General features: G+C 39.6%; 32 protein-coding genes. 24 read left to right on the top strand and 8 right to left on the bottom strand.

What is annotated here, in order from left to right:
* Positions 1-93 precede the first annotated feature (93 nt).
* From HMPREF1115_RS05860 to HMPREF1115_RS05850, 4 genes are all read left to right on the top strand, one after another.
* Positions 94-1,137 (top strand): SPFH domain-containing protein, encoded by a 1,044-nt coding sequence (locus tag HMPREF1115_RS05860; protein ID WP_001207143.1) that lies wholly within the window; start codon positions 94-96, stop codon positions 1,135-1,137.
* A 307-nt stretch (positions 1,138-1,444) separates the two neighbouring features.
* Positions 1,445-1,732 (top strand): hypothetical protein, encoded by a 288-nt coding sequence (locus tag HMPREF1115_RS05855; RefSeq protein ID WP_000285175.1) that lies wholly within the window; start codon positions 1,445-1,447, stop codon positions 1,730-1,732.
* Positions 1,729-2,370: a hypothetical protein gene (locus tag HMPREF1115_RS0102120; protein ID WP_000816172.1), complete on the top strand. Its 642-nt coding sequence runs from the start codon at positions 1,729-1,731 to the stop codon at positions 2,368-2,370. Before HMPREF1115_RS05855 ends, HMPREF1115_RS0102120 begins: the two co-directional genes overlap by 4 nt.
* Positions 2,371-2,826, top strand: a complete 456-nt coding sequence (locus tag HMPREF1115_RS05850) for a hypothetical protein (RefSeq protein WP_001255490.1) — start codon at positions 2,371-2,373, stop codon at positions 2,824-2,826.
* 264 nt (positions 2,827-3,090) lie between these two features.
* On the opposite strand, the gene HMPREF1115_RS05845 is transcribed toward HMPREF1115_RS05850, so the two are convergent.
* Positions 3,091-3,576 carry a GNAT family N-acetyltransferase gene (locus HMPREF1115_RS05845; RefSeq protein ID WP_001053562.1) on the bottom strand — a complete coding sequence of 162 codons (486 nt, stop codon included), beginning with the start codon at positions 3,574-3,576 and terminating at the stop codon, positions 3,091-3,093.
* A 31-nt stretch (positions 3,577-3,607) separates the two neighbouring features.
* Entirely contained in the window at positions 3,608-4,954 is a 1,347-nt protein-coding gene (gdhA, locus tag HMPREF1115_RS05840) for an NADP-specific glutamate dehydrogenase (protein ID WP_000199520.1), read from the bottom strand.
* Between the two features lie 204 nt (positions 4,955-5,158).
* Here gdhA and HMPREF1115_RS05835 point away from each other — a divergent pair, with 204 nt between their 5' ends.
* The 7 genes from HMPREF1115_RS05835 (at position 5,159) to HMPREF1115_RS05805 (ending at position 11,655) form a co-directional block, all read left to right on the top strand.
* Positions 5,159-6,094: a dihydroorotate oxidase gene (locus tag HMPREF1115_RS05835; RefSeq protein WP_000255173.1), complete on the top strand. Its 936-nt coding sequence runs from the start codon at positions 5,159-5,161 to the stop codon at positions 6,092-6,094.
* A 32-nt stretch (positions 6,095-6,126) separates the two neighbouring features.
* Positions 6,127-7,164, top strand: coding sequence for a DNA polymerase III subunit delta (holA, locus tag HMPREF1115_RS05830; RefSeq protein ID WP_000879663.1), 1,038 nt, complete (start codon positions 6,127-6,129; stop codon positions 7,162-7,164).
* 69 nt (positions 7,165-7,233) lie between these two features.
* Positions 7,234-7,839, top strand: a complete 606-nt coding sequence (gene sodA / locus HMPREF1115_RS05825; protein ID WP_000974727.1) for a superoxide dismutase SodA — start codon at positions 7,234-7,236, stop codon at positions 7,837-7,839.
* A gap of 155 nt (positions 7,840-7,994) precedes the next feature.
* Complete coding sequence (locus tag HMPREF1115_RS05820; protein WP_001224363.1) at positions 7,995-8,525, top strand: YutD family protein; 531 nt, start codon at positions 7,995-7,997, stop codon at positions 8,523-8,525.
* A 20-nt stretch (positions 8,526-8,545) separates the two neighbouring features.
* Entirely contained in the window at positions 8,546-9,631 is a 1,086-nt protein-coding gene (gene rlmN / locus HMPREF1115_RS05815; RefSeq protein ID WP_000804762.1) for a dual-specificity RNA methyltransferase RlmN, read from the top strand.
* Position 9,632: 1 nt separating this feature from the next.
* Positions 9,633-10,112, top strand: coding sequence for a VanZ family protein (locus tag HMPREF1115_RS05810; RefSeq protein ID WP_000163103.1), 480 nt, complete (start codon positions 9,633-9,635; stop codon positions 10,110-10,112).
* Position 10,113: 1 nt separating this feature from the next.
* A complete protein-coding gene (locus HMPREF1115_RS05805) occupies positions 10,114-11,655 on the top strand; it encodes an ABC-F family ATP-binding cassette domain-containing protein (RefSeq protein ID WP_000025361.1) in 1,542 nt (513 codons plus the stop codon).
* A gap of 42 nt (positions 11,656-11,697) precedes the next feature.
* Here HMPREF1115_RS05805 and HMPREF1115_RS05800 read toward each other — a convergent pair whose 3' ends face one another.
* Both HMPREF1115_RS05800 and HMPREF1115_RS05795 read right to left on the bottom strand, forming a co-directional pair.
* Positions 11,698-11,937, bottom strand: coding sequence for a zinc-ribbon domain-containing protein (locus HMPREF1115_RS05800; RefSeq protein ID WP_000600219.1), 240 nt, complete (start codon positions 11,935-11,937; stop codon positions 11,698-11,700).
* Positions 11,938-11,964: 27 nt separating this feature from the next.
* Complete coding sequence (locus tag HMPREF1115_RS05795; protein ID WP_000731936.1) at positions 11,965-12,771, bottom strand: peptidylprolyl isomerase; 807 nt, start codon at positions 12,769-12,771, stop codon at positions 11,965-11,967.
* A gap of 215 nt (positions 12,772-12,986) precedes the next feature.
* On the opposite strand from HMPREF1115_RS05795, the gene rpsP reads away from it, so the two are divergent.
* The 10 genes from rpsP to HMPREF1115_RS05745 all read left to right on the top strand — a co-directional run bounded on the left by rpsP (position 12,987) and on the right by HMPREF1115_RS05745 (position 18,213).
* Entirely contained in the window at positions 12,987-13,259 is a 273-nt protein-coding gene (gene rpsP, locus HMPREF1115_RS05790; protein WP_000268760.1) for a 30S ribosomal protein S16, read from the top strand.
* A 19-nt stretch (positions 13,260-13,278) separates the two neighbouring features.
* Positions 13,279-13,518 carry an RNA-binding protein KphA gene (gene kphA, locus HMPREF1115_RS05785; RefSeq protein ID WP_000379617.1) on the top strand — a complete coding sequence of 80 codons (240 nt, stop codon included), beginning with the start codon at positions 13,279-13,281 and terminating at the stop codon, positions 13,516-13,518.
* Between the two features lie 41 nt (positions 13,519-13,559).
* Positions 13,560-13,895, top strand: a complete 336-nt coding sequence (locus HMPREF1115_RS05780) for a MazG nucleotide pyrophosphohydrolase domain-containing protein (RefSeq protein WP_000654119.1) — start codon at positions 13,560-13,562, stop codon at positions 13,893-13,895.
* Between the two features lie 73 nt (positions 13,896-13,968).
* The gene (locus tag HMPREF1115_RS05775; protein ID WP_025170983.1) at positions 13,969-14,520 is read left to right on the top strand and encodes a putative immunity protein; all 552 of its coding nucleotides are present in this window, start codon (positions 13,969-13,971) and stop codon (positions 14,518-14,520) included.
* Between the two features lie 129 nt (positions 14,521-14,649).
* Complete coding sequence (locus HMPREF1115_RS05770) at positions 14,650-14,937, top strand: EamA family transporter (protein ID WP_002882166.1); 288 nt, start codon at positions 14,650-14,652, stop codon at positions 14,935-14,937.
* 10 nt (positions 14,938-14,947) lie between these two features.
* A complete protein-coding gene (locus HMPREF1115_RS05765; RefSeq protein WP_002882132.1) occupies positions 14,948-15,553 on the top strand; it encodes a DMT family transporter in 606 nt (201 codons plus the stop codon).
* Positions 15,554-15,702: 149 nt separating this feature from the next.
* Positions 15,703-16,560, top strand: coding sequence for an alpha/beta fold hydrolase (locus HMPREF1115_RS05760; RefSeq protein ID WP_000803907.1), 858 nt, complete (start codon positions 15,703-15,705; stop codon positions 16,558-16,560).
* A 75-nt stretch (positions 16,561-16,635) separates the two neighbouring features.
* Complete coding sequence (rimM, locus tag HMPREF1115_RS05755; RefSeq protein ID WP_001105886.1) at positions 16,636-17,154, top strand: ribosome maturation factor RimM; 519 nt, start codon at positions 16,636-16,638, stop codon at positions 17,152-17,154.
* A complete protein-coding gene (gene trmD / locus HMPREF1115_RS05750) occupies positions 17,144-17,863 on the top strand; it encodes a tRNA (guanosine(37)-N1)-methyltransferase TrmD (RefSeq protein WP_002882191.1) in 720 nt (239 codons plus the stop codon). The genes rimM and trmD overlap by 11 nt, the downstream gene beginning before the upstream one ends.
* A gap of 11 nt (positions 17,864-17,874) precedes the next feature.
* Positions 17,875-18,213: an ATP cone domain-containing protein gene (locus tag HMPREF1115_RS05745; protein WP_001196045.1), complete on the top strand. Its 339-nt coding sequence runs from the start codon at positions 17,875-17,877 to the stop codon at positions 18,211-18,213.
* A 27-nt stretch (positions 18,214-18,240) separates the two neighbouring features.
* Here the strand turns inward: HMPREF1115_RS05745 and HMPREF1115_RS05740 are convergent, their stop codons facing one another.
* Positions 18,241-18,561, bottom strand: a complete 321-nt coding sequence (locus tag HMPREF1115_RS05740) for a hypothetical protein (protein ID WP_001250034.1) — start codon at positions 18,559-18,561, stop codon at positions 18,241-18,243.
* Positions 18,562-18,664: 103 nt separating this feature from the next.
* On the opposite strand from HMPREF1115_RS05740, the gene HMPREF1115_RS05735 reads away from it, so the two are divergent.
* A complete protein-coding gene (locus HMPREF1115_RS05735; RefSeq protein WP_000807420.1) occupies positions 18,665-18,883 on the top strand; it encodes a YdbC family protein in 219 nt (72 codons plus the stop codon).
* Positions 18,884-18,916: 33 nt separating this feature from the next.
* On the opposite strand, the gene HMPREF1115_RS05730 is transcribed toward HMPREF1115_RS05735, so the two are convergent.
* The 3 genes from HMPREF1115_RS05730 to gor all read right to left on the bottom strand — a co-directional run bounded on the left by HMPREF1115_RS05730 (position 18,917) and on the right by gor (position 21,893).
* Positions 18,917-19,474, bottom strand: coding sequence for a TetR/AcrR family transcriptional regulator (locus tag HMPREF1115_RS05730; RefSeq protein ID WP_001107634.1), 558 nt, complete (start codon positions 19,472-19,474; stop codon positions 18,917-18,919).
* Between the two features lie 391 nt (positions 19,475-19,865).
* Positions 19,866-20,402 (bottom strand): biotin transporter BioY, encoded by a 537-nt coding sequence (locus tag HMPREF1115_RS05725; protein WP_000709008.1) that lies wholly within the window; start codon positions 20,400-20,402, stop codon positions 19,866-19,868.
* Positions 20,403-20,546: 144 nt separating this feature from the next.
* Complete coding sequence (gene gor / locus HMPREF1115_RS05720) at positions 20,547-21,893, bottom strand: glutathione-disulfide reductase (protein ID WP_001209562.1); 1,347 nt, start codon at positions 21,891-21,893, stop codon at positions 20,547-20,549.
* Positions 21,894-22,159: 266 nt separating this feature from the next.
* Here gor and HMPREF1115_RS05715 point away from each other — a divergent pair, with 266 nt between their 5' ends.
* On the top strand, positions 22,160-23,344 hold the full coding sequence (locus tag HMPREF1115_RS05715; protein WP_000827871.1) for an efflux RND transporter periplasmic adaptor subunit: 1,185 nt from the start codon (positions 22,160-22,162) through the stop codon (positions 23,342-23,344).
* Complete coding sequence (locus HMPREF1115_RS05710; RefSeq protein WP_000733797.1) at positions 23,328-24,029, top strand: ABC transporter ATP-binding protein; 702 nt, start codon at positions 23,328-23,330, stop codon at positions 24,027-24,029. The genes HMPREF1115_RS05715 and HMPREF1115_RS05710 overlap by 17 nt, the downstream gene beginning before the upstream one ends.

The following is a 24,029-nucleotide window of genomic DNA, read 5'->3' as shown; positions in this document are numbered from 1 at the left end:
AGTATGGGTTGCCTTTTCAATAAATGGGTTATATAATAGAAGTATAGTTAGAGAAGATTGGTCTGAACATTTTTATAAAGAAAAGGAGAAAAGATGGCATTAAATTTGTTTGATGTTATTCATTATGAAGGTGAGGAAACAAGGAATATACTTGCTTGGAGACATCCTAAAACGAATATCAAGATAGGAGCAACTGTAATTGTAAATCCTGGTCAGAGTGCTGTGTTCTTTTCAAATGGAAGAGCAGTAGCTACCTATGATGCTGGAAAACATAAGATTGAAGGAAATGATATTCAGACAGCTTCAGGAATAAAGAACTTTCTAAGTGGAGGTATTTTATCTGACTCATCATTTTTGTGGTTTGTAAACACGTATGATTTACAACCGATTGGGTGGGGAACTTCTTCACCTATAATGGTTCGAGATCCAGAAAGTGATATTCCTGTTGAGTTGAAAATACATGGAAATTTTATTCCTCGAATTGTAGATTTGGAAGCTTTTATACTAGAATTTATGCCAAGTCACCCTGATCTTATAACAGCTACTATTTTACAAAATCGATTTAGACAAACTGCCAGTGGACTGATTAGTTCAGCTATTTCACAAGTAATATATAACTATAAGATTCCAATTATTGACATTGAGATGCACAGTTTTGATATAGCTGTTGGTTTGTCTGAAATTTTATCTAGCCATTTTGCCAAATATGGAATTAGTATTGAAGAATTTAACATTGAGGCCTTAAAGGTAAATCAGAATAGCAATGGATATAGAGAAATCTTTAAATTCCACAAGCAAATTTTGGAAGCCAAAAGCAAGCAGGCGAGTCGAGATATTGAAGAGTATACTTATCAAGAAGAGAGACAATTTGATATTTTAGAAGAGGCAGCTAAAAATAATGATTCTACAGGAAAGCTAATGGGAGCAGGTGTGGAAATCGCAATGGGGCTTGGCTTTGGTGCTAAATTTAGCAACTTGATGAATCATATTGAAGATAGGAATTCATTGGACAAAGATGTTAATCAACATAAATCTGACCTCAAAGGAGAAATAGGCTTAGCTAAGTTTTGTAGCCAATGCGGGACTGCTTTTTTGGAAGGAGCAAACTTCTGTTCTAATTGTGGTCATGAAAGATAGTTCGAATCTTAGGAGAAAATAATTTTTTATACCATTCTAGGTTGGATATTATCTTTATCTTTTGGTTTTTTGTATTTTCAAATTTACTTTTGAATTTATTTGGGAAATCTGGGATTGCCAGAGTTTCCCTTTTTCTTAGAAATCTAAAACTAAGATCTTTTATTTCGTTTTTAGATCTTTCAAATTATGTAATTCTAAGTATGGAAATGTATGAATAAATACACCAATTCCCTGAAAGATATTAGGAAATCTTTTTAAAAGAGTAAGGGATTACTTAGACAAGTTCTATGACAAGAGGATATAGTAGATGTACCAAGTATTTCGTTTATTAAGTATACTTTTTATGGGATTGACAAGTGCAACATTTTTTCTTTCACTATGGGCCGTAACTCTATTTCTTGAACATGGTAAGCCGATTTTCTCAATAGTGACTCCTATTATTTTTTCTTTATCAGGTTTCTTTTTGTCTTCCTTTGCATTTTATAGTTTTGGTGTTTTAGAAAATATAAAAATTAAAGTCAAAGCTTTGGATGAGATATATAATGGAAAGGCTCTTTATAGAGAATATATAGCAACTAGAGGAGAAGATAGGTGAAACAGTATATTAAGAATAATTGGAAAAAAGGCTTTCATTGGTTAATTTCAAATATAGTAATACTCTGTTTTGTAGTTTTATCACTTGCTATCTTTTCTATAGATGATGGACCAACTATCTTTATATTGAAAAATCTTGATTTTATAATTTTGGCAAAATCTATTGGAATTCCCGTTGTTATCAGTTTTTTATTTTTATCATTTCAGAATGTTATCTTTTTACTAGTTGCTTTAATTATTTTATATTTATTTCGAGAAACAATTAAAGATTCCTTTTCCTTAAAGAAATTAAAACAGAAGAATTTACTTCAAATGCTTGTTTTAATCATTTTATCATCATTTCTTGAATTTGAAAAATCTAGGGAATGGTCTATTCGATTTCTATTTCTTTTAGCTCCGTGGTATTTGTTTAGTGTGATCTCAATATTGGTAATGACTTATCGTAAGTCAAAGAGAGAAGAAGAAGTCAAGAAACGAAATCAAATACAAGCTTTATTCACTTTATTTGAAAAGCACCAGATTAACAAAAATACATATCCCGTTATTTGTCCATCATGTAGCGGTGAGAATCTGCTTGATCTAGGGCAAGGTAAATCATGTGATTATTGCGGTGCATGGTTATCTAGAAAGGAAATATAAATGAGACGCTATCGTTTAATCATTTCCAAGGTTGTTTATCCTATAGTATCTTTCATATGTATTCTTTCGGGACTGAAATTTTATCAGTACATCGATAACTACATGAGATGGATATTAGGAAAAAAAGAAGGTTCACTTCATGATTTCTACTTTATGTGGCATTTAATAGTAACAATTTTGTTTGTTTTATTTTTCCTGTTTTTGATTCTATCCTCTTTTTTATTCTTAAAACAGCCACGGATGAAACAATATGACAAAGCTTTGATAACAGTTCTTAAGTTTGAAGAACAAGGTGAAGATGTTATTGAAATTAAGGGAAAAGAATTGCGAGATGAGTTATCTTATAAATTATCAGCAAAACGTGTTTATTGTCCTACTTGTCATAAACCTACAGATGGAGTAATTGGAACTAAATTAACTTGTGGAAATTGTGGTAAAACTTTTATAGTTTCTTGATTTGATGACATTCGTAATGAAACAATCTTAATTTTTAAACAAATAAATTAAGATTGTTTCTAGAAATTTAGTAAGTTTATTTGCTTAAATTAAATTTTATAATACGAAAAGCAACAGCTAAACAGCTGTTGCTTTTGATAACTTTTTTAACTCTTAAACCACGCCTTGTGCAATCATAGCATTGGCTACATTTTTAAAAGTTGTTTTAGCTGTGTTGAGGGTGTTAGTACTAATGCTCTCAACTCGGCCAGAGTATACTAATATCTATTCATCTGATAAGAGAGATTTTATCATCCAGATATTCATAGTTGGGTGGCCGGCGGCGTTAGAAAGTGGTTGTTGCAATGCTGTAAAACCATAGTGCTGATAGATTGCCACAGCCGTAGCCAGTTCAGTAGAGGTTTCTAGATAAAGTTGTTCATAACCTACTAGGCGGGCTTCATGGAATATCCGCGTTATCAACCTGCTGGAATAACCTTTGCCACGACTGTTTTTAGTGACATACAGTTTTTGTAATTCAGCAATCTTATCAGACACAGGTGCAAAGCCACCACAGCCAACCAGCTGACCTTCATCTTCCAGAACAAAGTAAGCTGCTCTCTCTTGCTGTTGATAATAGTCGGCCAAATGATCTAGATGAGAATCAAAGTAGACAGTTCCAGGTTTGTCAAGCCCGAATTCTTCAAGACTAGCTCGAATGAGCTGCGCTACAGCTGGATTATCTCTTACTTCCATTGGCCGTAAGTTCATCATTTGTCCTCCGATAGGATATATCGACTAATTAAACAATACCTTGTGCAATCATAGCGTTTGCTACGTTTTCGAAGGCAGCGATATTTGCTCCTGCAAGGTAGTCAGTACCAAGACCGTATGTTTCAGCAGTTGTTTTAGCTGTATTGAAGATGTTTGTCATGATGTCTTTGAGGCGTCCATCAACTTCTTCACGAGTCCATGAAAGGCGAAGGCTGTTTTGGCTCATTTCAAGCGCTGAAACAGCTACACCACCAGCGTTGGCAGCTTTAGCAGGTCCGTAAAGGATTCCGTTTTCTTTGTAGACTTTAATCGCATCAAGGTCACTCGGCATGTTAGCACCTTCTGATACGCAGATAACTCCTTGAGCAACCAAACGTTTAGCAGCTTCGCCGTTGATTTCGTTTTGAGTCGCACATGGAAGAGCGATGTCGTAGTTTCCAGCGTAAGTCCATACAGAACCTTCATGGTAAGTAGCAGTTGCTTTCTCAGCTGCATACTCAGTCAAACGAGCACGGCGTTTTTCTTTAACATCAACCAAAAGATCGAAGTCGATACCATTTTCGTCGATGACATAACCGTTTGAGTCAGATACAGAGATGACAGTTGCACCAAGTTCAGTCGCTTTTTGAAGAGCATATTGAGCTACGTTACCAGAACCTGAAATAACCACTTTCTTACCAGCAAAACTGTTACCATTAGCTTTGAGCATTTCTTCAGTGTAGTAAACCAAACCATAACCAGTTGCTTCTGGACGAATCAAGCTACCACCAAATCCAAGAGGTTTACCAGTCAAGACACCCGCATCAAATTGGTTAAGACGTTTGTATTGTCCGTAAAGGTAACCAATTTCACGTCCTCCAACACCGATATCACCAGCAGGTACATCAAGAGATGGTCCGATGTATTTTTGCAATTCAGTCATGAAGCTTTGGCAGAAGCGCATCACTTCAGCATCAGTCTTCCCTTTAGGATCGAAGTCTGATCCACCTTTACCTCCCCCGATTGGAAGTCCAGTCAAGACGTTTTTAAAGATTTGTTCGAAACCGAGGAATTTCAAGATCCCTTGGTTTACAGTTGGGTGGAAACGAAGTCCGCCTTTATATGGTCCAACAGCTGAGTTGAATTGAACACGGTAACCACGGTTGACTTGGACTTTTCCCTCACGGTCCACCCAAGGAACACGGAAAGAAATCACGCGCTCAGGCTCAGTGATACGTGCCAAGATGTTTTCTTCGATATACTCAGGATGTTTTTCAAATACAGGTTCCAAAGTGCTGAAGAATTCTTCAACCGCCTGGAGAAATTCAGCCTCATGCCCGTTACGAGCTTTCACAGTTGCAAACACGCTTTGGATATAGTCTTTAGCAGATGTCATATCGTTCTCCTTTTGTTGTTATATTTTATTACATGAGCCATTATAGCAGAATTTTTTTTGAGTGTAAAGAAAAAAACAGAAATTTTCTAAAAATTCTTTCAATTTACAAAACCGAACGTTTTATATAGAAATTAGTTTCTCAAAGAGAAAATCATAAAGTATGGTATAATATTAGAAATAAATGGAATCTGGAGGATCAGAATCATGGTATCAACGAAAACACAAATAGCTGGCTTTGAGTTTGACAATTGCTTGATGAATGCAGCGGGTGTGGCTTGTATGACGATAGAAGAGCTTGAAGGAGTCAAAAACTCGGCGGCGGGTACTTTTGTTACGAAGACTGCGACCTTGGACTTTCGTCAGGGCAATCCTGAGCCACGTTATCAGGATGTTCCACTTGGTTCTATCAACTCTATGGGTTTGCCAAATAATGGCTTAGACTATTATCTGGACTATCTTTTGGACTTGCAGGAAAAAGAGCCAAACCGTACTTTCTTCCTATCTTTAGTTGGCATGTCTCCAGAAGAAACACATACCATCTTGAAAAAAGTTCAAGAGAGCGAGTTTAAGGGACTGACAGAGCTTAATCTCTCTTGCCCAAATGTTCCAGGAAAACCTCAGATTGCCTATGATTTTGAAACAACAGACCGTATCTTGTCAGAGGTATTTGCCTACTTTACCAAACCTCTTGGAATCAAATTGCCACCTTATTTTGATATTGTTCACTTTGACCAAGCGGCTGCTATTTTTAACAAGTATCCACTCAAGTTTGTTAACTGTGTTAACTCTATCGGAAACGGTCTTTATATAGAAGACGAGTCAGTCGTGATTCGTCCTAAGAATGGTTTTGGTGGCATTGGTGGAGAGTATATCAAACCGACCGCTCTTGCTAATGTGCACGCCTTTTACCAACGTTTAAATCCGCAAATCCAAATCATCGGAACGGGTGGCGTTCTGACGGGTCGTGATGCCTTTGAACACATCCTTTGCGGTGCGAGTATGGTGCAAGTAGGGACTACCCTTCACAAAGAAGGCGTCGGTGCTTTTGAACGCATTACCAATGAACTGAAAGCTATTATGGCGGAAAAAGGGTACGAGAACCTAGAAGATTTCCGTGGGAAATTGCGCTATATTGATTAAGTTTAATAAAAAATCAGAAGAAAGGAGAGAAGATGCTAGCCATAGAAGAGAGTCAAAAGGTATCTCTATCAAATTTATCTAGTCTGAATCTATTTACAGGGACAGATCAGGGCCAGTTTGAAGTTATGAAGAGTCAAGTGTTGAAACAGATTGGTTATGATCCAGCTGATCTCAATTTTGCTTACTTTGATATGAAAGAAGTAGCTTATAAAGACTTAGAGTTGGAGCTGGTTAGTCTCCCTTTCTTTGCGGATGAGAAAATCGTGATATTAGACCATTTTGTCGATATTACAACAGCCAAGAAACGTTTTTTAACAGATGATGAGCTCAAGTCGTTTGAGGCATACCTTGATAACCCTTCGCCAACAACCAAGTTGTTGATTTTTGCTGAAGGAAAGTTAGATAGTAAAAGACGGCTGGTCAAATTGCTCAAACGAGATGCGACTGTCTTTGATGCTATTGAACCCAAGGAACTAGAACTCCGCCAGTATTTCCAAAAATGGAGTCAGACACAAGGTCTGCAGTTTGCAGAAAAGTCTTTTGAAAATCTACTTCTCAAATCTGGTTTTCAATTTAGTGAAATCCAGAAAAACCTCCTTTTTTTACAGTCTTATAAATCAGACGGCGTGATTGAGGAGAAGGACATTGTCGAGGCTATACCAAAGACTCTGCAGGACAATATTTTTGATTTGACTCAGTTTATTTTAGCTAAGAAGATTGACCTGGCCCGTGACCTGGTTAGAGACTTGACCTTGCAAGGGGAGGATGAGATCAAGCTCATAGCTGTCATGTTAGGACAGTTTCGTACCTTTACCCAAGTGAAGATTTTATCAGAGACTGGTCAGACGGAATCGCAGATTGCAACCAGTCTGGGAACTTATTTGGGGCGAAATCCTAATCCTTATCAAATCAAGTTTGCACTGAGAGATTCGAGAGGGATTTCCTTGCACTTTCTCAAACGAGCGATTTCTTATTTGATTGAAACAGACTACCAGATTAAGACAGGTGTCTATGAAAAGGGGTACCTGTTTGAAAAGGCACTTTTGCAGATTGCGGCAGAGGCAAATTGAGCAAAAAACTTGAAAAAAGAGGATGATTGCGTTATCATTTTCATATAGAAAGAAAAAGAGGTATTACAGATGGCTATTATCTTACCAGACCTTCCATACGCATACGACGCTTTGGAACCATACATCGATGCAGAAACAATGCACTTGCACCATGACAAACACCATCAAACTTATGTCAACAATGCCAATGCAGCTCTTGAAAAACACCCTGAAATTGGTGAAGACCTTGAAGCTTTGCTTGCTGATGTAGACTCTATCCCAGCTGATATCCGTCAAGCACTTATCAATAATGGTGGTGGACACTTGAACCACGCTCTTTTCTGGGAATTGATGACTCCTGAAAAAACTGCTCCATCAGCAGAACTTGCAGCAGCAATCGACGCAACATTTGGTTCATTTGAAGAATTCCAAGCAGCCTTTACAGCAGCAGCTACAACTCGCTTTGGTTCTGGATGGGCTTGGTTGGTTGTCAACAAAGAAGGGAAGCTTGAAGTGACTTCAACAGCAAACCAAGACACCCCAATCTCAGATGGTAAAAAACCAATCTTGGGCTTGGACGTTTGGGAACATGCTTACTACGTGAAATACCGCAACGTGCGTCCTGACTACATCAAAGCTTTTTTCTCAGTGATTAACTGGAACAAGGTAGACGAGCTTTACGCAGCAGCTAAATAATAAAATATGGAGGGAAGAATTGTTCTTCTCTTTTTAAGGTTATAAAGCAGAAGTCTGACAGAATCGTCAGACTTTTTTCATTTTCAGGATATTCGTGCCAACTTGTAGAAAATATGGTAAAATAGAGTGTTAAGTAATCGTGGAAAAGGAAGACTATGCGTAAAGAAATTGCACCTGAATTATACAACTATAACAAGTTTCCTGGCCCAGAATTTCATGTAAATGGGGATAAGGTTGAGACTGAAGAGATCGCTTTTACCTTGGTTGAAAATATCAAGGATGCTTTCGATGTGACAGTCTTTAATCAACGCTTTTCAGAAGTGTTGACCAAGTTTGATTATGTCGTGGGGGACTGGAGTAATGAACAGCTCCGCCTACGTGGTTTTTACAAAGACGATCGAACAGAGGAAAAAATTGAAAAAATCAGTCGTTTACAGGACTATCTTTTGGAGTACTGTAGTTATGGTTGTGCCTATTTTGTTCTAGAAAATCAAGCACCTAAGCGTGCGTCATTTGACAAGAAAATGCGTAAAAAGGAAGAGGAAAACCTTCCTAGAAGAGGGAAGAAATCTTCGCAAAACAAGAGAAAACCAAATGCGGATAAGCGAAATAGACGTCGTCATAAGGATCAAAAGTCTCAGAAAGAGGACAAGGGACAGCGCCATTTTGTCATTCGTCAGAAATAGATAGAGAATAAGGAGAAGAGATGAAACCGTCTATTTATAGTTTAACACGTCAAACCATGCAAGAATGGGTATTAGAACAGGGAGAAAAGAAATTCCGAGCAGATCAAATCTGGGAATGGCTCTACCGTAAACGTGTCCAGTCGTTTGAAGAAATGACCAACCTTTCCAAGGATTTGATTGCCAAACTCAATGACCAGTTTGTCGTAAATCCTTTGAAACAGCGGATCGTACAAGAGTCTGCTGACGGTACTGTTAAGTATCTTTTCGAGTTGCCAGATGGCATGTTGATTGAGACAGTACTCATGCGTCAACACTACGGTTTGTCAGTCTGTGTGACCACTCAGGTTGGCTGTAATATTGGCTGTACCTTCTGTGCATCAGGCTTGATCAAGAAACAACGCGACCTCAATAACGGGGAAATCGTAGCACAGATTATGCTGGTTCAGAAATACTTTGATGAACGTGGTCAGGATGAACGTGTCAGCCATATCGTTGTTATGGGAATTGGTGAACCATTTGATAATTACAACAATGTTTTGAATTTTGTCCGTACCATCAATGATGACAAGGGGATGGCTATCGGTGCTCGTCACATCACTGTTTCAACTTCAGGTTTGGCCCATAAAATTCGTGACTTTGCTAATGAAGGCGTACAGGTCAATCTGGCTGTGTCTCTTCACGCACCCAATAATGAATTGCGCTCAAGCATCATGAAGATCAACCGTGCCTTTCCGATTGAAAAGCTCTTTGCAGCTATTGAGTACTATATCGAAACAACCAATCGCCGTGTGACCTTTGAATATATCATGCTCAATGAAGTCAACGATGGTGTTGAACAAGCCTTGGAATTGGCTGAATTGCTCAAGAATATCAAGAAATTGTCTTATGTAAACTTGATTCCTTATAATCCAGTTAGTGAACACGACCAATATAGTCGTAGTCCTAAAGAGCGCGTGATGGCCTTCTACGATACCCTTAAGAAAAAAGGGGTCAACTGTGTTGTTCGTCAAGAACATGGTACTGATATTGATGCAGCTTGTGGACAATTGCGCTCCAATACAATGAAACGTGACCGCCAGAAGGCAGTCGCAGCGGTAAATCCATAAAATGACTAAAAAAAGAGAATTAATCTTAAGATTGGGAGTGGCTATTTACAGTCTTTGCATTGTCTGTTTTTGTTTTACTCCCCAGCCTCAACTTCCTACAGGAGTGGAAACTCCAGGTATTCAAACTTTTGGACGCCTGGTTTTTCTTTTAACTCCCTTAAACTCCCTGTGGAATCTAGGTGAAGTGACCAGTTTGGGACAAGTTATTTGGATCTTTTTGCAGAACATTTTAAATGTCTTCTTGCTCTTCCCTCTGGTCTTTCAACTGCTCTACCTCTATCCAAACTTACGAAAAACGAAAAAAATCCTATTTCTCAGTTTTCTTCTGAGCTTAGGAATTGAATGTACGCAGCTGGTCTTAGACTTTTTCTTTGATTTTAATAGGGTTTTTGAGATTGATGATTTGTGGACCAATACCCTGGGTGGCTATCTAGCTTGGGTTCTCTATAAAGGACTACATAAAAACAAGATAAGGAATTAGAATGAGTATTTTAGAAGTTAAAAATTTGAGTCATGGTTTTGGTGACCGTGCAATTTTTGAAGATGTTTCTTTCCGTCTCCTCAAGGGAGAGCACATCGGTCTTGTCGGAGCCAATGGTGAAGGAAAATCAACTTTTATGAGCATTGTGACTGGTAAGATGTTGCCAGACGAAGGAAAGGTAGAGTGGTCTAAGTATGTGACTGCTGGCTACTTGGACCAGCATGCTGTGCTAAAGGAAGGTCAAACTGTGCGCGATGTCTTGCGGACAGCCTTTGATGAGCTATTTAAAGCAGAAGCTCGTATCAATGACCTCTATATGGAAATGGCTGAAGACGGGGCGGATATTGATGCACTCATGGAAGAAGTTGGTGAGCTCCAAGATCGTTTGGAGAGTCGTGATTTTTATACTTTAGATGCCAAGATTGATGAAGTAGCGCGTGCCCTCGGTGTCATGGACTATGGTATGGATACAGACGTAACAGCATTGTCAGGTGGACAAAGAACCAAGGTGCTTTTGGCTAAACTCCTCCTTGAAAAGCCTGATATCTTGTTGCTTGATGAGCCAACCAACTACTTGGATGCTGAACACATTGATTGGCTCAAGCGTTATCTCCAAAACTATGAGAATGCCTTTGTCCTTATTTCGCATGATGTTCCTTTCCTCAACGACGTGATCAATATCGTCTATCATGTTGAAAATCAACAATTGACTCGCTATTCTGGTGACTACTACCAGTTCCAAGAAGTCTATGCTATGAAGAAATCTCAGTTAGAAGCGGCCTATGAACGTCAACAGAAAGAGATTGCAGACCTCAAGGATTTCGTGGCTCGAAACAAAGCGCGTGTTGCAACGCGTAATATGGCCATGTCCCGTCAAAAGAAACTCGACAAGATGGATATTATCGAACTGCAAAGTGAGAAACCAAAGCCATCCTTTGATTTCAAACCAGCTCGTACACCTGGGCGCTTTATCTTCCAAGCCAAGGACTTGCAGATTGGTTATGACCGTCCCCTTACCAAGCCTTTAAACCTCACCTTTGAACGCAATCAAAAGGTTGCTATTATTGGGGCAAATGGTATCGGAAAAACAACTCTCCTAAAGTCTCTCTTGGGCATTATCCCTCCTATTGCTGGGGAAGTTGAACGCGGTGACTACCTAGAACTTGGTTATTTTGAACAGGAAGTAGAAGGGGGCAATCGTCAAACACCTCTTGAAGCTGTTTGGAATGCCTTTCCAGCCCTCAACCAAGCAGAAGTCCGTGCGGCCCTTGCCCGTTGTGGTTTGACGACTAAGCACATCGAAAGCCAGATTCAGGTCTTATCAGGTGGAGAACAAGCCAAGGTGCGTTTCTGTCTCTTGATGAACCGTGAAAATAACGTCTTAGTGCTGGACGAGCCGACCAACCACTTGGATGTAGATGCCAAGGATGAACTCAAACGGGCGCTTAAAGAATACAAGGGATCGATTCTTATGGTTTGCCACGAACCAGACTTTTATGAAGGCTGGATGGACCAAATCTGGGACTTTAACAAGCTAACTTAAAAGCGCTAAAAAGGCCAAGTCGAAATGACTTGGCTTTTTTGACTAGTAATTTAAAAAGCTTTCAACTTCAGATTTCTCAATTTCTTTACCGTAGTGGCAAATCGGACAAGAAACGAAATAAGTTTTACCATAAGGGAAGAGCGGAATCCAGTAAAGAGTAAACTTGCGTCCGGTTTCTGTAATTTCCCAAGCACCAACATTGTTACAATGGCCACATTCGATAGCAGTTTGCGTATGTCCCAAATCTTTCTGATAACCTTTAGAACCCCAAAACAGAATCATATCCTTATCTCCTTCTATTCAAATTGTTTATTTCTTGCTGAAGTCGTAGTCCTTGACCACTTCGATACTGTCAATGGTAATAGCAGTAGTTGGTTTGTCTTTCTCATCTTTTTCAGCCTTGGCAATCTTGTCGACAATATCCATGCCATCGATGACTTGACCAAAGACAGGGTGTTTGCCGTCTAGACTTGGATTTCCACCTTCTTTATAGGCTTCGATGATTTTCTTTGGATACTTGCTTGTAGGGAGTTTAGCTGAAATATCTGTTGAATTTTGGTTGATGAAGAACTGGCTACCGTTGGTGTTTGGTTGACCAGTGTTAGCCATAGCAAGGGCTCCTCGGATATTGTATAGGTAAGGAGAGATTTCATTTTTGAAACCAGTTCCCTTGTCCTTCGTTTTATCCTTATCATGCCAGATAGATTGGCCTCCTGTACCATCTCCCTTAGGATCTCCAGTTTGAACCATAAAGCCATCGATGACACGGTGGAAGGTGATGCCGTTATAGTAGCCTTCCTTAGCGTGAGTAAGGAAGTTTTCAACCGCAAGAGGTGCTAGTTTTGGAAAGAGTTTGATGCGGATATCGCCTTGATTTGTGTGTAAAATGACCTCAGCTTCGTCTTCAGCAACTTCCTTAGAAAGTTGAGGGAAGTTGGCATTTTCATTGGTCAAAGCGTCATTCAAATCTTTGGCAGCCTGAGCAGCCGCTTTTGAGCTTTCTTCAGCTGAGATGCTGGAGTCGACATATTCATCACCACGTAGACCACGTTGGATACTAGTACATCCAGCAAGGGCTACAGTTGATAGTAAAAGAAGGGTTGCTAGTTTTTTCATTGTTAACCTCTCAAAAATTCATTTCTACCATTGTACCTTAAAAGGAGTTTGATTTCAAATGTAAAAGATTTTACTAAAAATTTTTAGTAGTTAAAAAAATAAAACTCTGTCAAGTTTTTTTCTTGACACCTGTCAAAAATCTGCTATAATAGAACATGTGCTAAATAGCTCAGCTATTTCACCGAAATAAAAAATAAGAAAAGAGACATTAAAAAATGGCAGTTAAAATCCGTTTGACTCGTATGGGTTCTAAGAAAAAACCTTTCTACCGTATCAACGTAGCAGACTCACGTTCACCACGTGACGGACGTTTCATCGAAACAGTTGGGACTTACAACCCACTTGTTGCTGAAAACCAAGTAACTTTGAAGGAAGACCGCGTTCTTGCATGGTTAGCTGATGGAGCTCAACCTTCAGATACAGTTCGCAACATCCTTTCAAAAGAAGGCGTATTGAAAAAATTCCACGATTCTAAATTCTCAAAATAAGTTTAAAGTAGGTTGACAGATGGATACGATTGAAAATCTCATTATTGCGATTGTGAAACCTTTGATTTCACAACCTGATGCCTTAACTATCAAGATTGAAGACACACCAGAGTTTTTGGAGTATCACTTGGATCTTGACCAAAGCGATGTCGGTCGTGTTATCGGTCGTAAGGGTCGCACTATCTCAGCGATAAGAACGATTGTCTACTCTGTCCCAACTGAAGACAAAAAAGTAAGAATCGTTATCGATGAAAAATAAAGAAAGCGGGACAGATGTCTCGCTTTTTTGTGGAGGAGAAGATGAAGGATTTAACCTTTAGACAATTACAAGCTTACTTACTCGAACATTACCAACAGTCTCGAACCGAGGAAGGCCTCTTTATCAAGCTAGTGGAGGAAGTCGGAGAAGTAGCCGAGGTCTTGAATGGGCGCTCTGGTCGAAAAGAGGGTGTCCAGGACTCAAATGAGGAACTAGCCAAAGAACTGGCAGATATTATTCACTACACTGTCGCAATTGCGGCCATCAACGATATTGACCTAACCAAAAGCATCTTTGACAAAGATAAGAAGGCTGCCATTAAGTACCAGCATGAACGAGATTTGGAAGAATTTCTGGATAACTTCCAAGAGAACTAGGAGTAGTCTCTTTTCACTAATATGAAAGGTTTCTCCTAGCATACGCTAGCTAGTAAAAAAGAATGAGAAAGCAATAAGACCAGAGGATTATGCATGGAATGAGTTTGAACGAACTGCCTATAAGACTAAAATGAATCACCTACCCAGTTCTTACAAAGTTGCCATTTGGGACGACTCTGAGAAAAGATTGGAACTAGAACAAATACTGGATAGACTTCCTCAGAAAGAACTAGCTCGATGGGCATTAGAGAACTCGCGAGATTTCTTATCTTTAATTGATATCGGTGATGCAGGTGAGAAAAATAAAATAATTCGGCAAGCTTATGAGGCTTTTGATGCACGATTGAGAAATGAGTTCTCACCTCATGAGTTGAGAAAAGCAGGTTTCGCAGCAAACCTCCTCTCTAAAAATGCCCAAAATCAAATCGCTAAGTACGCAGCCAGAGTCTTTGTACAAGCTATTTCAACAGCCCATATGAGAGGACACGCTATCGTTTCCGCAGATTATGCTATCAAAGTAAGGAATCTCCAAGATGCAGACAAGTTAGAACTTGTAAGACAAGAACGAGAAAAGCAGATCAGACTGGCTGAATCCTTTTTAGCTAATGTAATAGATAAACGGTGAAAGAAGGCATAAAATACCAATCCTAGAAATGGCATCTAGGATTTTACTATGCTAAAATGGATAGACAGTCTCAAAGAATTCTAGTCCATCAATCTTGAGAATAGCTATTTTTAAAGGGAGTAACCATCTATGAACGAGAAAACAAAAGCTTACCTAGCAGCCTTATCCTTTTCAGCAATCATTGGATTTTCTTTTTTATTTACAAAGATTGCTTTAGGCTATACCAGTCCGCTCACCAACTTAGCGCATCGCTATACAATCGCAGCTTTGGTATTGGTCGCTCTTCATCAAACTAAACTTATCAAAGTGAGTTTAAGTAGAAAAGATATTTTTTCTATTCTTCCTATGAGTCTTTTCTATCCACTCTTCTTTTTTTATTTTTCAATCCTTTGCTCTACAGTATATATCGTCTTCTGAAGCTGGAATTTTGCAGGCTCTTGTCCCTATTTTTACTCTCTTTTTAGCATCAGTCTTTCTCAAGGAAAAGACAAGCTTGCTACAAAAGTTCTTTTTAATTTTATCCGTAGCAGGAGTAGTTTTCATCTTCCTTAGTAAGGGAGCGAACTTTGGTACAGAGACTGCTAGCTTGGGCTTTGTCTTGATGTTGGGATCTGTTCTCGCCAATGCAATAAACAATATCCTCAGCAAGTCCAAAGGAGGTCGCTATCGAGCTATGGATATGACAGCTGTTGTGATATTTGTTGGTTTCATCACCTTTAATATGCTAAGCCTGACCTCGCACTATCTAGAGGGGAACATATTAGCTTACTTTGTGCCGCTTGGACAGATGCCCTATCTGCTTTCCATCCTCTATTTGGGAATTCTAGCCTCTATCGTGACTGGTAGTCTCTCTATCTATGCAATTGTTCGACTTGGAGCATCAACCGTCAGTGTCTTTGGTAATCTTGGAACAGTTTTGACCATTCTAGCAGGAGCCCTTATCCTCCACGAACCGATTTATAGCTACCATGTCATCGGAGCAACTTTGATTATTGCTGGAATTTTAGGCATGAATCTGATGAGAAAAAAGTAAAGATTGCTTAGCAGTCTTTTTCTTTATCTAAATGATGCAGAAAATTCAAAATTTTTAATGAAACTAAGTTTAGAAAACCATGATTTTAATATATCATGATAAAATAGATACAAAGAATGATATCAGGATAAAGAGGAGAGAGTGTAGAAATGAAGCCAAATGATATTGCTGAAGCTATTGCTTTTTATAACAGAGAATCTGAGGTGTTGGAACGTCACCTTATAGCAGTCGTAGATTGTGATTTGGTTGTTTATCATCGTCCTGGAAACGCAAGTAAAGGACACATTATTTTTTATCATGGAGCTTGTGGACGAAGTCAGATGTGGGCCCACCAGTATGATGCTTTTGATGGATTTGACCTTTACTTTGTCAATGTTCGAGGACAGGGTGAATCACCTATGAAAGTTGGGCTACCCGACTTGGAAGGCGCTGTTCAAGATGTAGATGCCATTTTGTCCTATTTCCAGTTGGATAAGGTGATATTGGTTGGTCATTCTTGGGGAGGAAATCCACTTCAAGAGTACACCTATCGCCATCCAGAAAGAGTCCTAGCCTTGGTCATGGTAGATAGTTGGGGACAGCATCGTTACCTATCAGAGAAAGAAAGAGGTCGAATCAAATATAGTTCTCTTATGTATAAAACGATTCCTTGGAAGGTGATTGCTGATAAGAACTCAAAAATGTGTAGTGATAACCCTATCACAAGAGAATTGGTTAAGACGGCCATCATAGAAACTGGGCGAGATGTTTTCTTGAACCTTGGAATCACAGGTTTCTTGGCTGTCAGTGAGATAGACGGCTATCATGGAAACCCTCCCATGCTATTAGTGAGAGGCGAAAACGATTTTCCTAAACATCTAAAAATAATCTATGATGGTATCATTGCTTTAAATCCAAATGCGCGTCAAGTAACGATTTCAGACAGCAAACACCAACCTATGAATGACCACCCTGAAGAGTTCAATCAGCTTATTGGTCAATTTTTTGAAGAAGTAGTAGGCCCCTAAGATAGGATCTATCCAACTTGTGAAAATCCCTGGAACGTGATAAAATAAAGGGTAGAAATAGATACAGGAGACAAGATGAACTACTTTAATGTTGGGAAAATCGTCAATACGCAGGGTTTACAGGGTGAGATGCGAGTCTTGTCTGTGACGGATTTTGCTGAAGAACGGTTTAAAAAAGGGGCAGAGCTGGCTTTATTTGATGAAAAAGATCAGTTTGTCCAAACAGTGACCATCGCTAGCCACCGTAAGCATAAGAATTTTGACATTATCAAATTCAAAGACATGTACCATATCAATGCGATTGAGAAGTACAAGGGTTATAGCCTCAAGGTTGCTGAAGAAGATTTGAACGATTTAGACGATGGAGAATTCTACTATCACGAGATTATCGGTTTGGAAGTTTACGAGGGAGAGAACTTGATTGGAACTATCAAGGAAATCCTACAACCAGGTGCCAATGATGTCTGGGTGGTCAAGCGAAAAGGTAAGCGTGATTTGCTTTTACCTTATATTCCGCCAGTAGTTCTCAATGTTGATATTCCAAACAAGCGGGTTCAAGTGGAAATCTTAGAAGGGTTAGATGATGAAGATTGATATTTTAACCCTCTTTCCAGAGATGTTTTCTCCGTTGGAACACTCGATTGTTGGGAAAGCTCGAGAAAAAGGGCTCTTGGATATCCAGTATCATAATTTCAGAGAATATGCTGAAAAGGCCCGTCATGTTGACGATGAGCCATACGGAGGCGGTCAGGGGATGTTGCTCCGGGCTCAACCTATTTTCGATGCCTTTGATGCTATTGAAAAGAAAAATCCCCGTGTCATTCTTCTTGATCCTGCTGGAAAACAGTTCGATCAAGCTTACGCTGAGGATTTGGCTCAGGAAGAGGAACTAATCTTTATCTGTGGTCACTATGAAGGGTATGACGAGCGTATCAAGACCTTGGTAACCGATGAAATTTCCCTAGGAGACTATGTTTTGACTGGAGGAGAATTGGCGGCCATGACCATGATTGATGCGACCGTGCGCTTGATACCAGAAGTGATTGGCAAGGAGTCTAGCCACCAAGATGATAGCTTCTCTTCGGGACTTCTTGAATATCCTCAGTACACTCGCCCTTATGACTATAGAGGCATGGTCGTGCCAGATGTGCTCATGAGTGGGCACCATGAAAAGATTCGCCAGTGGCGGCTCTATGAGAGTCTAAAGAAAACCTACGAGCGCAGACCTGACCTGCTAGAAAACTATCAACTGACAGCCGAAGAAGAAAAGATGCTGGCTGAAATCAAAGAAAACAAAGAATAAAGGAGAACCTTATGCAAGTAATCAAACGTAATGGAGAAATTGCTGAATTTGATCCAGATAAAATTTACCAAGCTGTCCTAAAAGCAGCTCAGACAGTTTATGTTTTGACAGATGATCTACGTCAAAACCTAGCTCAAGTTACCAAAAAAGTAGTCTTGGACTTGGAAGAAGCAAAAGTAGAACGCGCTACTATCAGCATGATCCAATCAATGGTTGAGCACCGCTTACTTGGAGCTGGCTACATTACTATTGCAGAACACTATATCTCTTATCGCTTGCAACGCGATTTGGAGAGAAGTGGTTATGGTGACCATATCGCCGTTCATCTTCATTTTGAACAAATCCGTTAAGAAAAAGAGTGGGATGCAAAGAACATCTCACTCTTTCTTAAATAGACTTTTCTGAGCTTTTTGTACGGTTGAGGGAACGAAACGAAGTCGCTTAATGTCACTGATACGAATGATTCGAGTTACGTTTTTTGAAAAATTTTTGACGATAATTTGTTGGCGAATAGCATCGTGTTTAACAATATCACCCGTAAAACTTGTCTCAGCAAGTATCACATGAACAGCCGTCTTTTTCTGGATGGCTTGTTCAATCATAGCAGTGAGGGAGTTTTCCTCGATTTGAGGATGATCATCATTCCCATTGAGAAAACCATTTAGTTTATCTAGAACTAGTTTGAATGTCTGTCTCATAGAATCCTCCCTTCTTATATATCCACATTATATAAAATTTTCCTAAAAACCACAAGATTTTTACGAATAGACTATAGAAAGCATATCACATAAAGGAGTTAAAATGGCAGAATTTACATTTGAAATCGAAGAACACTTACTGACATTGTCTGAAAATGACAAAGGATGGACAAAAGAACTAAATCGCGTTAGCTTTAATGGAGCACCAGCAAAGTTTGATATTCGAACTTGGAGCCCCGACCATACCAAAATGGGCAAAGGAATCACGCTTTCCAATGAAGAATTTCAGGTAATGGTTGATGCCTTTAAAGGTGGACAATAAAAAGAATCTTGAGTATAACTCAAGATTCTTTTTTTAGGACACAATGTAGTCACACAAAGAAGTTTTAGACAATTGAATGAAAGTCTCTCTATACTCTTCAGGTGGTATTGGATTATCTTTACGAATCCAGACTTCGATGAAAGAGATTGCCATGGTCGTAATGATATAAACGATGTCTTCTTTACTAAAATTATATTTCAGTTGGTAATTGACATTCTTTAGTACCCACTCAGAGTACGTTCCACGTAGAAACTCCTTCCAACATGGGTCGACTTGTGTGGTATACAAGGTGTTAACAATTTCTTTTTTTTCGTATATGAGCGGAAGTATATAGTCTGCTAAAAAGGTAACAGGATCTCCATCATTGTTAGGGCAGTACTTATTAAAGACGCTAAAAATGTGCTGATTGGTCTCTTCGTGAATGTACTCAATAATATCTTCAAAGTTGTTAAAGTGCTTTTGATAAATCGCTTGTCGTGAAATACCAGCTTCAGCAGCAATTTCAGTCATTGTAAAGGAACTACGTTGAGGATTTTTCTTAGCTAGTGTGATGAGAGAACTAATGATTAGCTCACGAGTATTCTTTGCCATAGAATTACCTTTCTGTTTATAATTATTTATAATTATTTTTGTATTAAAAGAAATCAAAATGTTCAAGTTAATATAAATAATCAATGAACATTGAATTTTCTAAATCTTTTAGGTAGCTCTATTGTATCACAAATAATTTATAAAATATAGCTCTATTATTGAAAATGCGTTTTCTGAAAATATACAGTTATTAACCTTTCAAAATCAATGAAAGCTTATTTGGGTTGAATCAATTAGAATACTTTTCTACTTTGCATATCGTGAATAGCTATAATTTGAAGAATAAAACGATTAATATTCATACCGGTATAAGAATAGTCAAGTAGCTAAATAGTGTACAGTTGATTCTTAGAAAGGAAATAGTCCAGAACAATTGTTCTGGACTATTCTTTTATCTTGAAAAATATGGAAGGCTTTTCAATCGTTCTAGTAGGGGACGACCAATGAAACTAATGGCAATGATCTTACCAAGGTCAGGGAGGATAAAGGGAAGGACACCAACTGCAAGTGCCTGATCAAATGGCATCCCAGCAAGGAAGTGGAGGCTGAGAATTCCGCCGATAAAGACGAGGGAGTCACCCAAGAGGTTGGCTAGGAAAATGCGAATGTAGCCACTATTTTGATGGATGAGATAAGATGTAAGTCCAGCATAGACAAGGTCGAACCAAAGATAACCTGCACTTGGGCCGATTAAAACGTGAAATCCTGCACCACCCCCTGCAAAGACAGGTAGACCAATAGCACCCAGCAGGAGATAGAGAGCTACAGATAAAACAGCTTCCCTAGGTCTAAAAACAGTAGCAATCAGACCGATTGCAAAGTTTTGCAAAGTAAAGGGTACAGGACCGATAGGGAGACTGATTTGTGCCAAAACGGCAATGAGAGCAGCACCGATAGCAGGGATAGCATAGATATGAGCTTTTTTCAAAACTGTTAACCTCTTTTCAAAATTATAGTAACTATTATACTAATTTAGAAACAAAAGTCAACCTATTCTTCCAACTAAGGTAACAATTTTTGTAACAGCCGATTTTGCAAGTAAAAAGAGACCTCAAGAGGTCTCTTACGATAATTAGCGCATGGTTACAAATTCTTCTGAGGCAGTTGGGTGGATAGCTACTGTAGCATCAAAGTCCGCCTTGGTTGCACCCATCTTGATGGCAACAGCGAATCCTTGAATCATCTCATCCACTCCGTAACCAAGTCCGTGAAGTCCAACAACTTTTTCGTCAGCACCGGCGGTGATGAGTTTGAAGCGAGATTCTTGACGATGGTTTGTAACGGCTGAGTACATAGATGCAAAGCTTGACTTGTAGACTTTGATGTTATCTTGGCCGTATTCCTTGATAGCTTGATCTTCAGTTAAACCGACTGTTCCGATTGATGGGTGGGAGAAGACAACAGTAGGGATAGTCGTGTAGTCCATCTTGGCATTTGTTTTTCCGTTGAAAAGGCGTTCAGATAAGGTGCGTCCTGCCTTGATGGCTACTGGGGTTAGTTCCTTCTCACCAGTAACGTCTCCAAGGGCATAGATACCATCAACAACAGTATTTTGACACTCATCCACTTGGATAAATCCACGTTGGTTGAGTGTAACGCCGGCCTTTTCTAACTCGAGACCATCTACATTTGGACGGCGACCGGTAGCCCAGATAACTTGGCTTGCAGTGTGACTAGAACCATCTTCGAAATGAATGGTAATACCTTGCTCAGTTTCTTCGAGCTTGACGGGTACCTTGTGTGTGTGCAAAGGTAGACCTGTTTTTTCCATTTCATTGACAAGTCCTTCAACGATGTAGCTGTCAAAACCACGTAAAGGACGATCGCGGCGGACAAACAAATCAGTTTTTACTCCGAGTGCGTGGAGAACACCTGCTAATTCAACAGCGATATAGCCAGCTCCAAGAATCGCAACGGATTCAGGAAGTTGCTCCCAAGCAAAGACATCGTCTGAGCTACCACCGAGTTCAGCTCCAGGGATAGTTGGGATGCTTGGGCGAGCACCAGTCGCAATTACGATATGTTTGGCACGAATCAATTCACCATTAACGCTGACTGTGTGGGAATCAACGAAATGAGCACGACCTTCAATCAAATCAACACCGTTGCGCTTGAAACTTCCATCATAAGACGAGCGGGCACGATCGATGTAGGCTTCACGATTTTGACGAAGTTTTGCGAAATCAAATTGAATATCTGAACTCGTAACCCCATAGTCAGGACCGTAGTGGTGGAAGCTTTCAGCGATCTGCGCTCCATACCACATGATTTTCTTAGGAACACAGCCGACATTGACGCAGGTTCCACCTAATTTTTTTTCCTCGATAACAGCTGCTTTAGCACCGTGTTCGCCAGCTCGGTTCATAGTGGCAATGCCGCCACTTCCTCCACCGATGGCGATGATATCATATTCTCTCATAGAAAACTCCTTATAGCTTTGATAGTCATATTCTATCGTTTTTATTTTTTGAATGCAAAAATCTGCTACGGTAAAAAAATTATAAAAACGCTTGCCAAATTCAAAAAGATATTGTATTATATATCTAGAACAATAACCCAATAAACGAATACCGAACGAAATAATGATCCTGAATTGTCATTGTTTCCATCTGAACTGTAATTGTTTGGGCTTGGTGTTTCTGATATAATGGTTTTTGTAAGGCAAAAATATAAAGGAGCTTGAAAATGAAAAGAAATAAAAAGGCAAAAAAATGGCAATTATACACAGCGATTGGTATCGCCAGTGCTATTGTTATCGGTGCTGCGGGAATTTTGATTTTTAGACAACCTTCCCAGTCAGCAGTCAAGGATGAAACCTCTCATATCGTTACTGCTAAGGAAGGTTCCGTTGCTTCATCGGTTCTCTTGTCAGGTACGGTTACAGCAAAAAATGAACAATACGTTTATTTTGATGCTAGTAAGGGAGATTTAGATGAAATTCTTGTTTCGGTTGGGGACAAGGTCGAAGAAGGGCAAGCTTTGGTCAAATATAGCAGTGCAGATGCTCAAGCTGCCTATGATGCAGCAGAACGTGCAGTTGCAAAGGCAGACCGTCATATCGAGGAGTTAAACAAAGCTCGTGAAAATGCATCAGCTGCACCAGCTTCTCCACAGATTCCAACAGAAGCTGGACTTCCAGAACAAGCGCAAGCAGCGACTTCTTCAGTATCTTCTATTGATTCTCAAATCAGTGATGCCAAGGATAATCGTGCAGATGCTGTGGCTCAGCTCAACAAGGCTCAAGCTCAGCTAGATGCTGCAACTGTCCTAAGTACACTAGAAGGGACTGTAGTTGAAGTCAATCGTAATGTTTCAAAATCACCAACGGGTAACAGCCAAGTGGTAGTACATGTCGTAAGTAATGAAAACTTGCAGGTCAAAGGGGAGTTGTCTGAATACAACCTTGCTAACCTTTCTGTTGGGCAAGAAGTTACCTTTACTTCGAAGGTTTACCAAGATAAGAGCTGGACAGGAAAAATTAGCTATATTTCTGATTATCCTAAAAACAACGGAGAAGCAGCAAATGCAGCCCTTGGAGGAAATACTGGATCTAAGTACCCTTATACTGTTGATGTGACTAGCGATATCGGTGAGTTAAAACAAGGCTTCTCAGTCAGTGTGGAAGTCAAAAACAAGAGTAAGGCCATCCTTGTTCCTTTAACAAGTGTTGTTACCGAAAATGACAAAAACTATGTCTGGCTCGTTGACGACCAGAAAAAAGCGAAGAAGGTAGAAGTTACTTTGGGGAATGCGGACGCAGACAACCAAGAAATTACTTCAGGTTTGACAGACGGTGCCAAGGTCATCAGTAATCCAACATCTTCCTTGGAAGAAGGAAAAGAGGTGAAGGCTGATGAAGAAACTAATTAGTCTCAAAAATATCTGCAGGAGTTATCGAAATGGTGACCAAGAACTGCAGGTCCTAAAAAATATTAACTTAGAAGTTCAAGAAGGTGAGTTTGTCGCCATTATGGGACCGTCCGGTTCTGGTAAGTCCACTTTGATGAATACCATAGGAATGCTGGATACACCAACCAGTGGAGAGTACTATCTTGAAGGTCAAGAAGTAGCAGGTCTTGGAGAGAAACAACTGGCTAAGGTCCGCAACCAGCAAATCGGCTTTGTCTTTCAGCAGTTCTTTCTCTTGTCCAAACTCAATGCACTTCAAAACGTCGAATTGCCCTTGATTTACGCTGGAGTTTCAGCTTCAAAACGTCGAAAATTGGCTGAGGAATTTCTGGAAAAGGTTGAGCTGACGGAGCGCAGTCATCATTTGCCTTCCGAGTTATCAGGTGGTCAAAAGCAACGTGTAGCGATTGCCCGTGCCTTGGTAAATAATCCCTCTATCATCCTAGCAGACGAACCCACAGGTGCCTTAGATACCAAGACAGGAAATCAAATCATGCAACTGTTGGTGGAGTTAAACAAGGAAGGGAAGACCATTATCATGGTCACGCATGAGCCTGAGATAGCTGCCTATGCCAAACGCCAGATTGTCATTCGTGATGGGGTCATCTCATCAGACAGTGCTCAGGTAGAAAAGGAGGAAAACTAA

It is taken from the genome of Streptococcus oralis SK610 (assembly GCF_000257455.1).
GTDB classification, from domain to species: Bacteria; Bacillota; Bacilli; order Lactobacillales; family Streptococcaceae; genus Streptococcus; species Streptococcus oralis_CB.
Note: the sequence above shows the minus strand (reverse complement) of the source record. Positions and strands in the feature narration are given on the sequence as shown.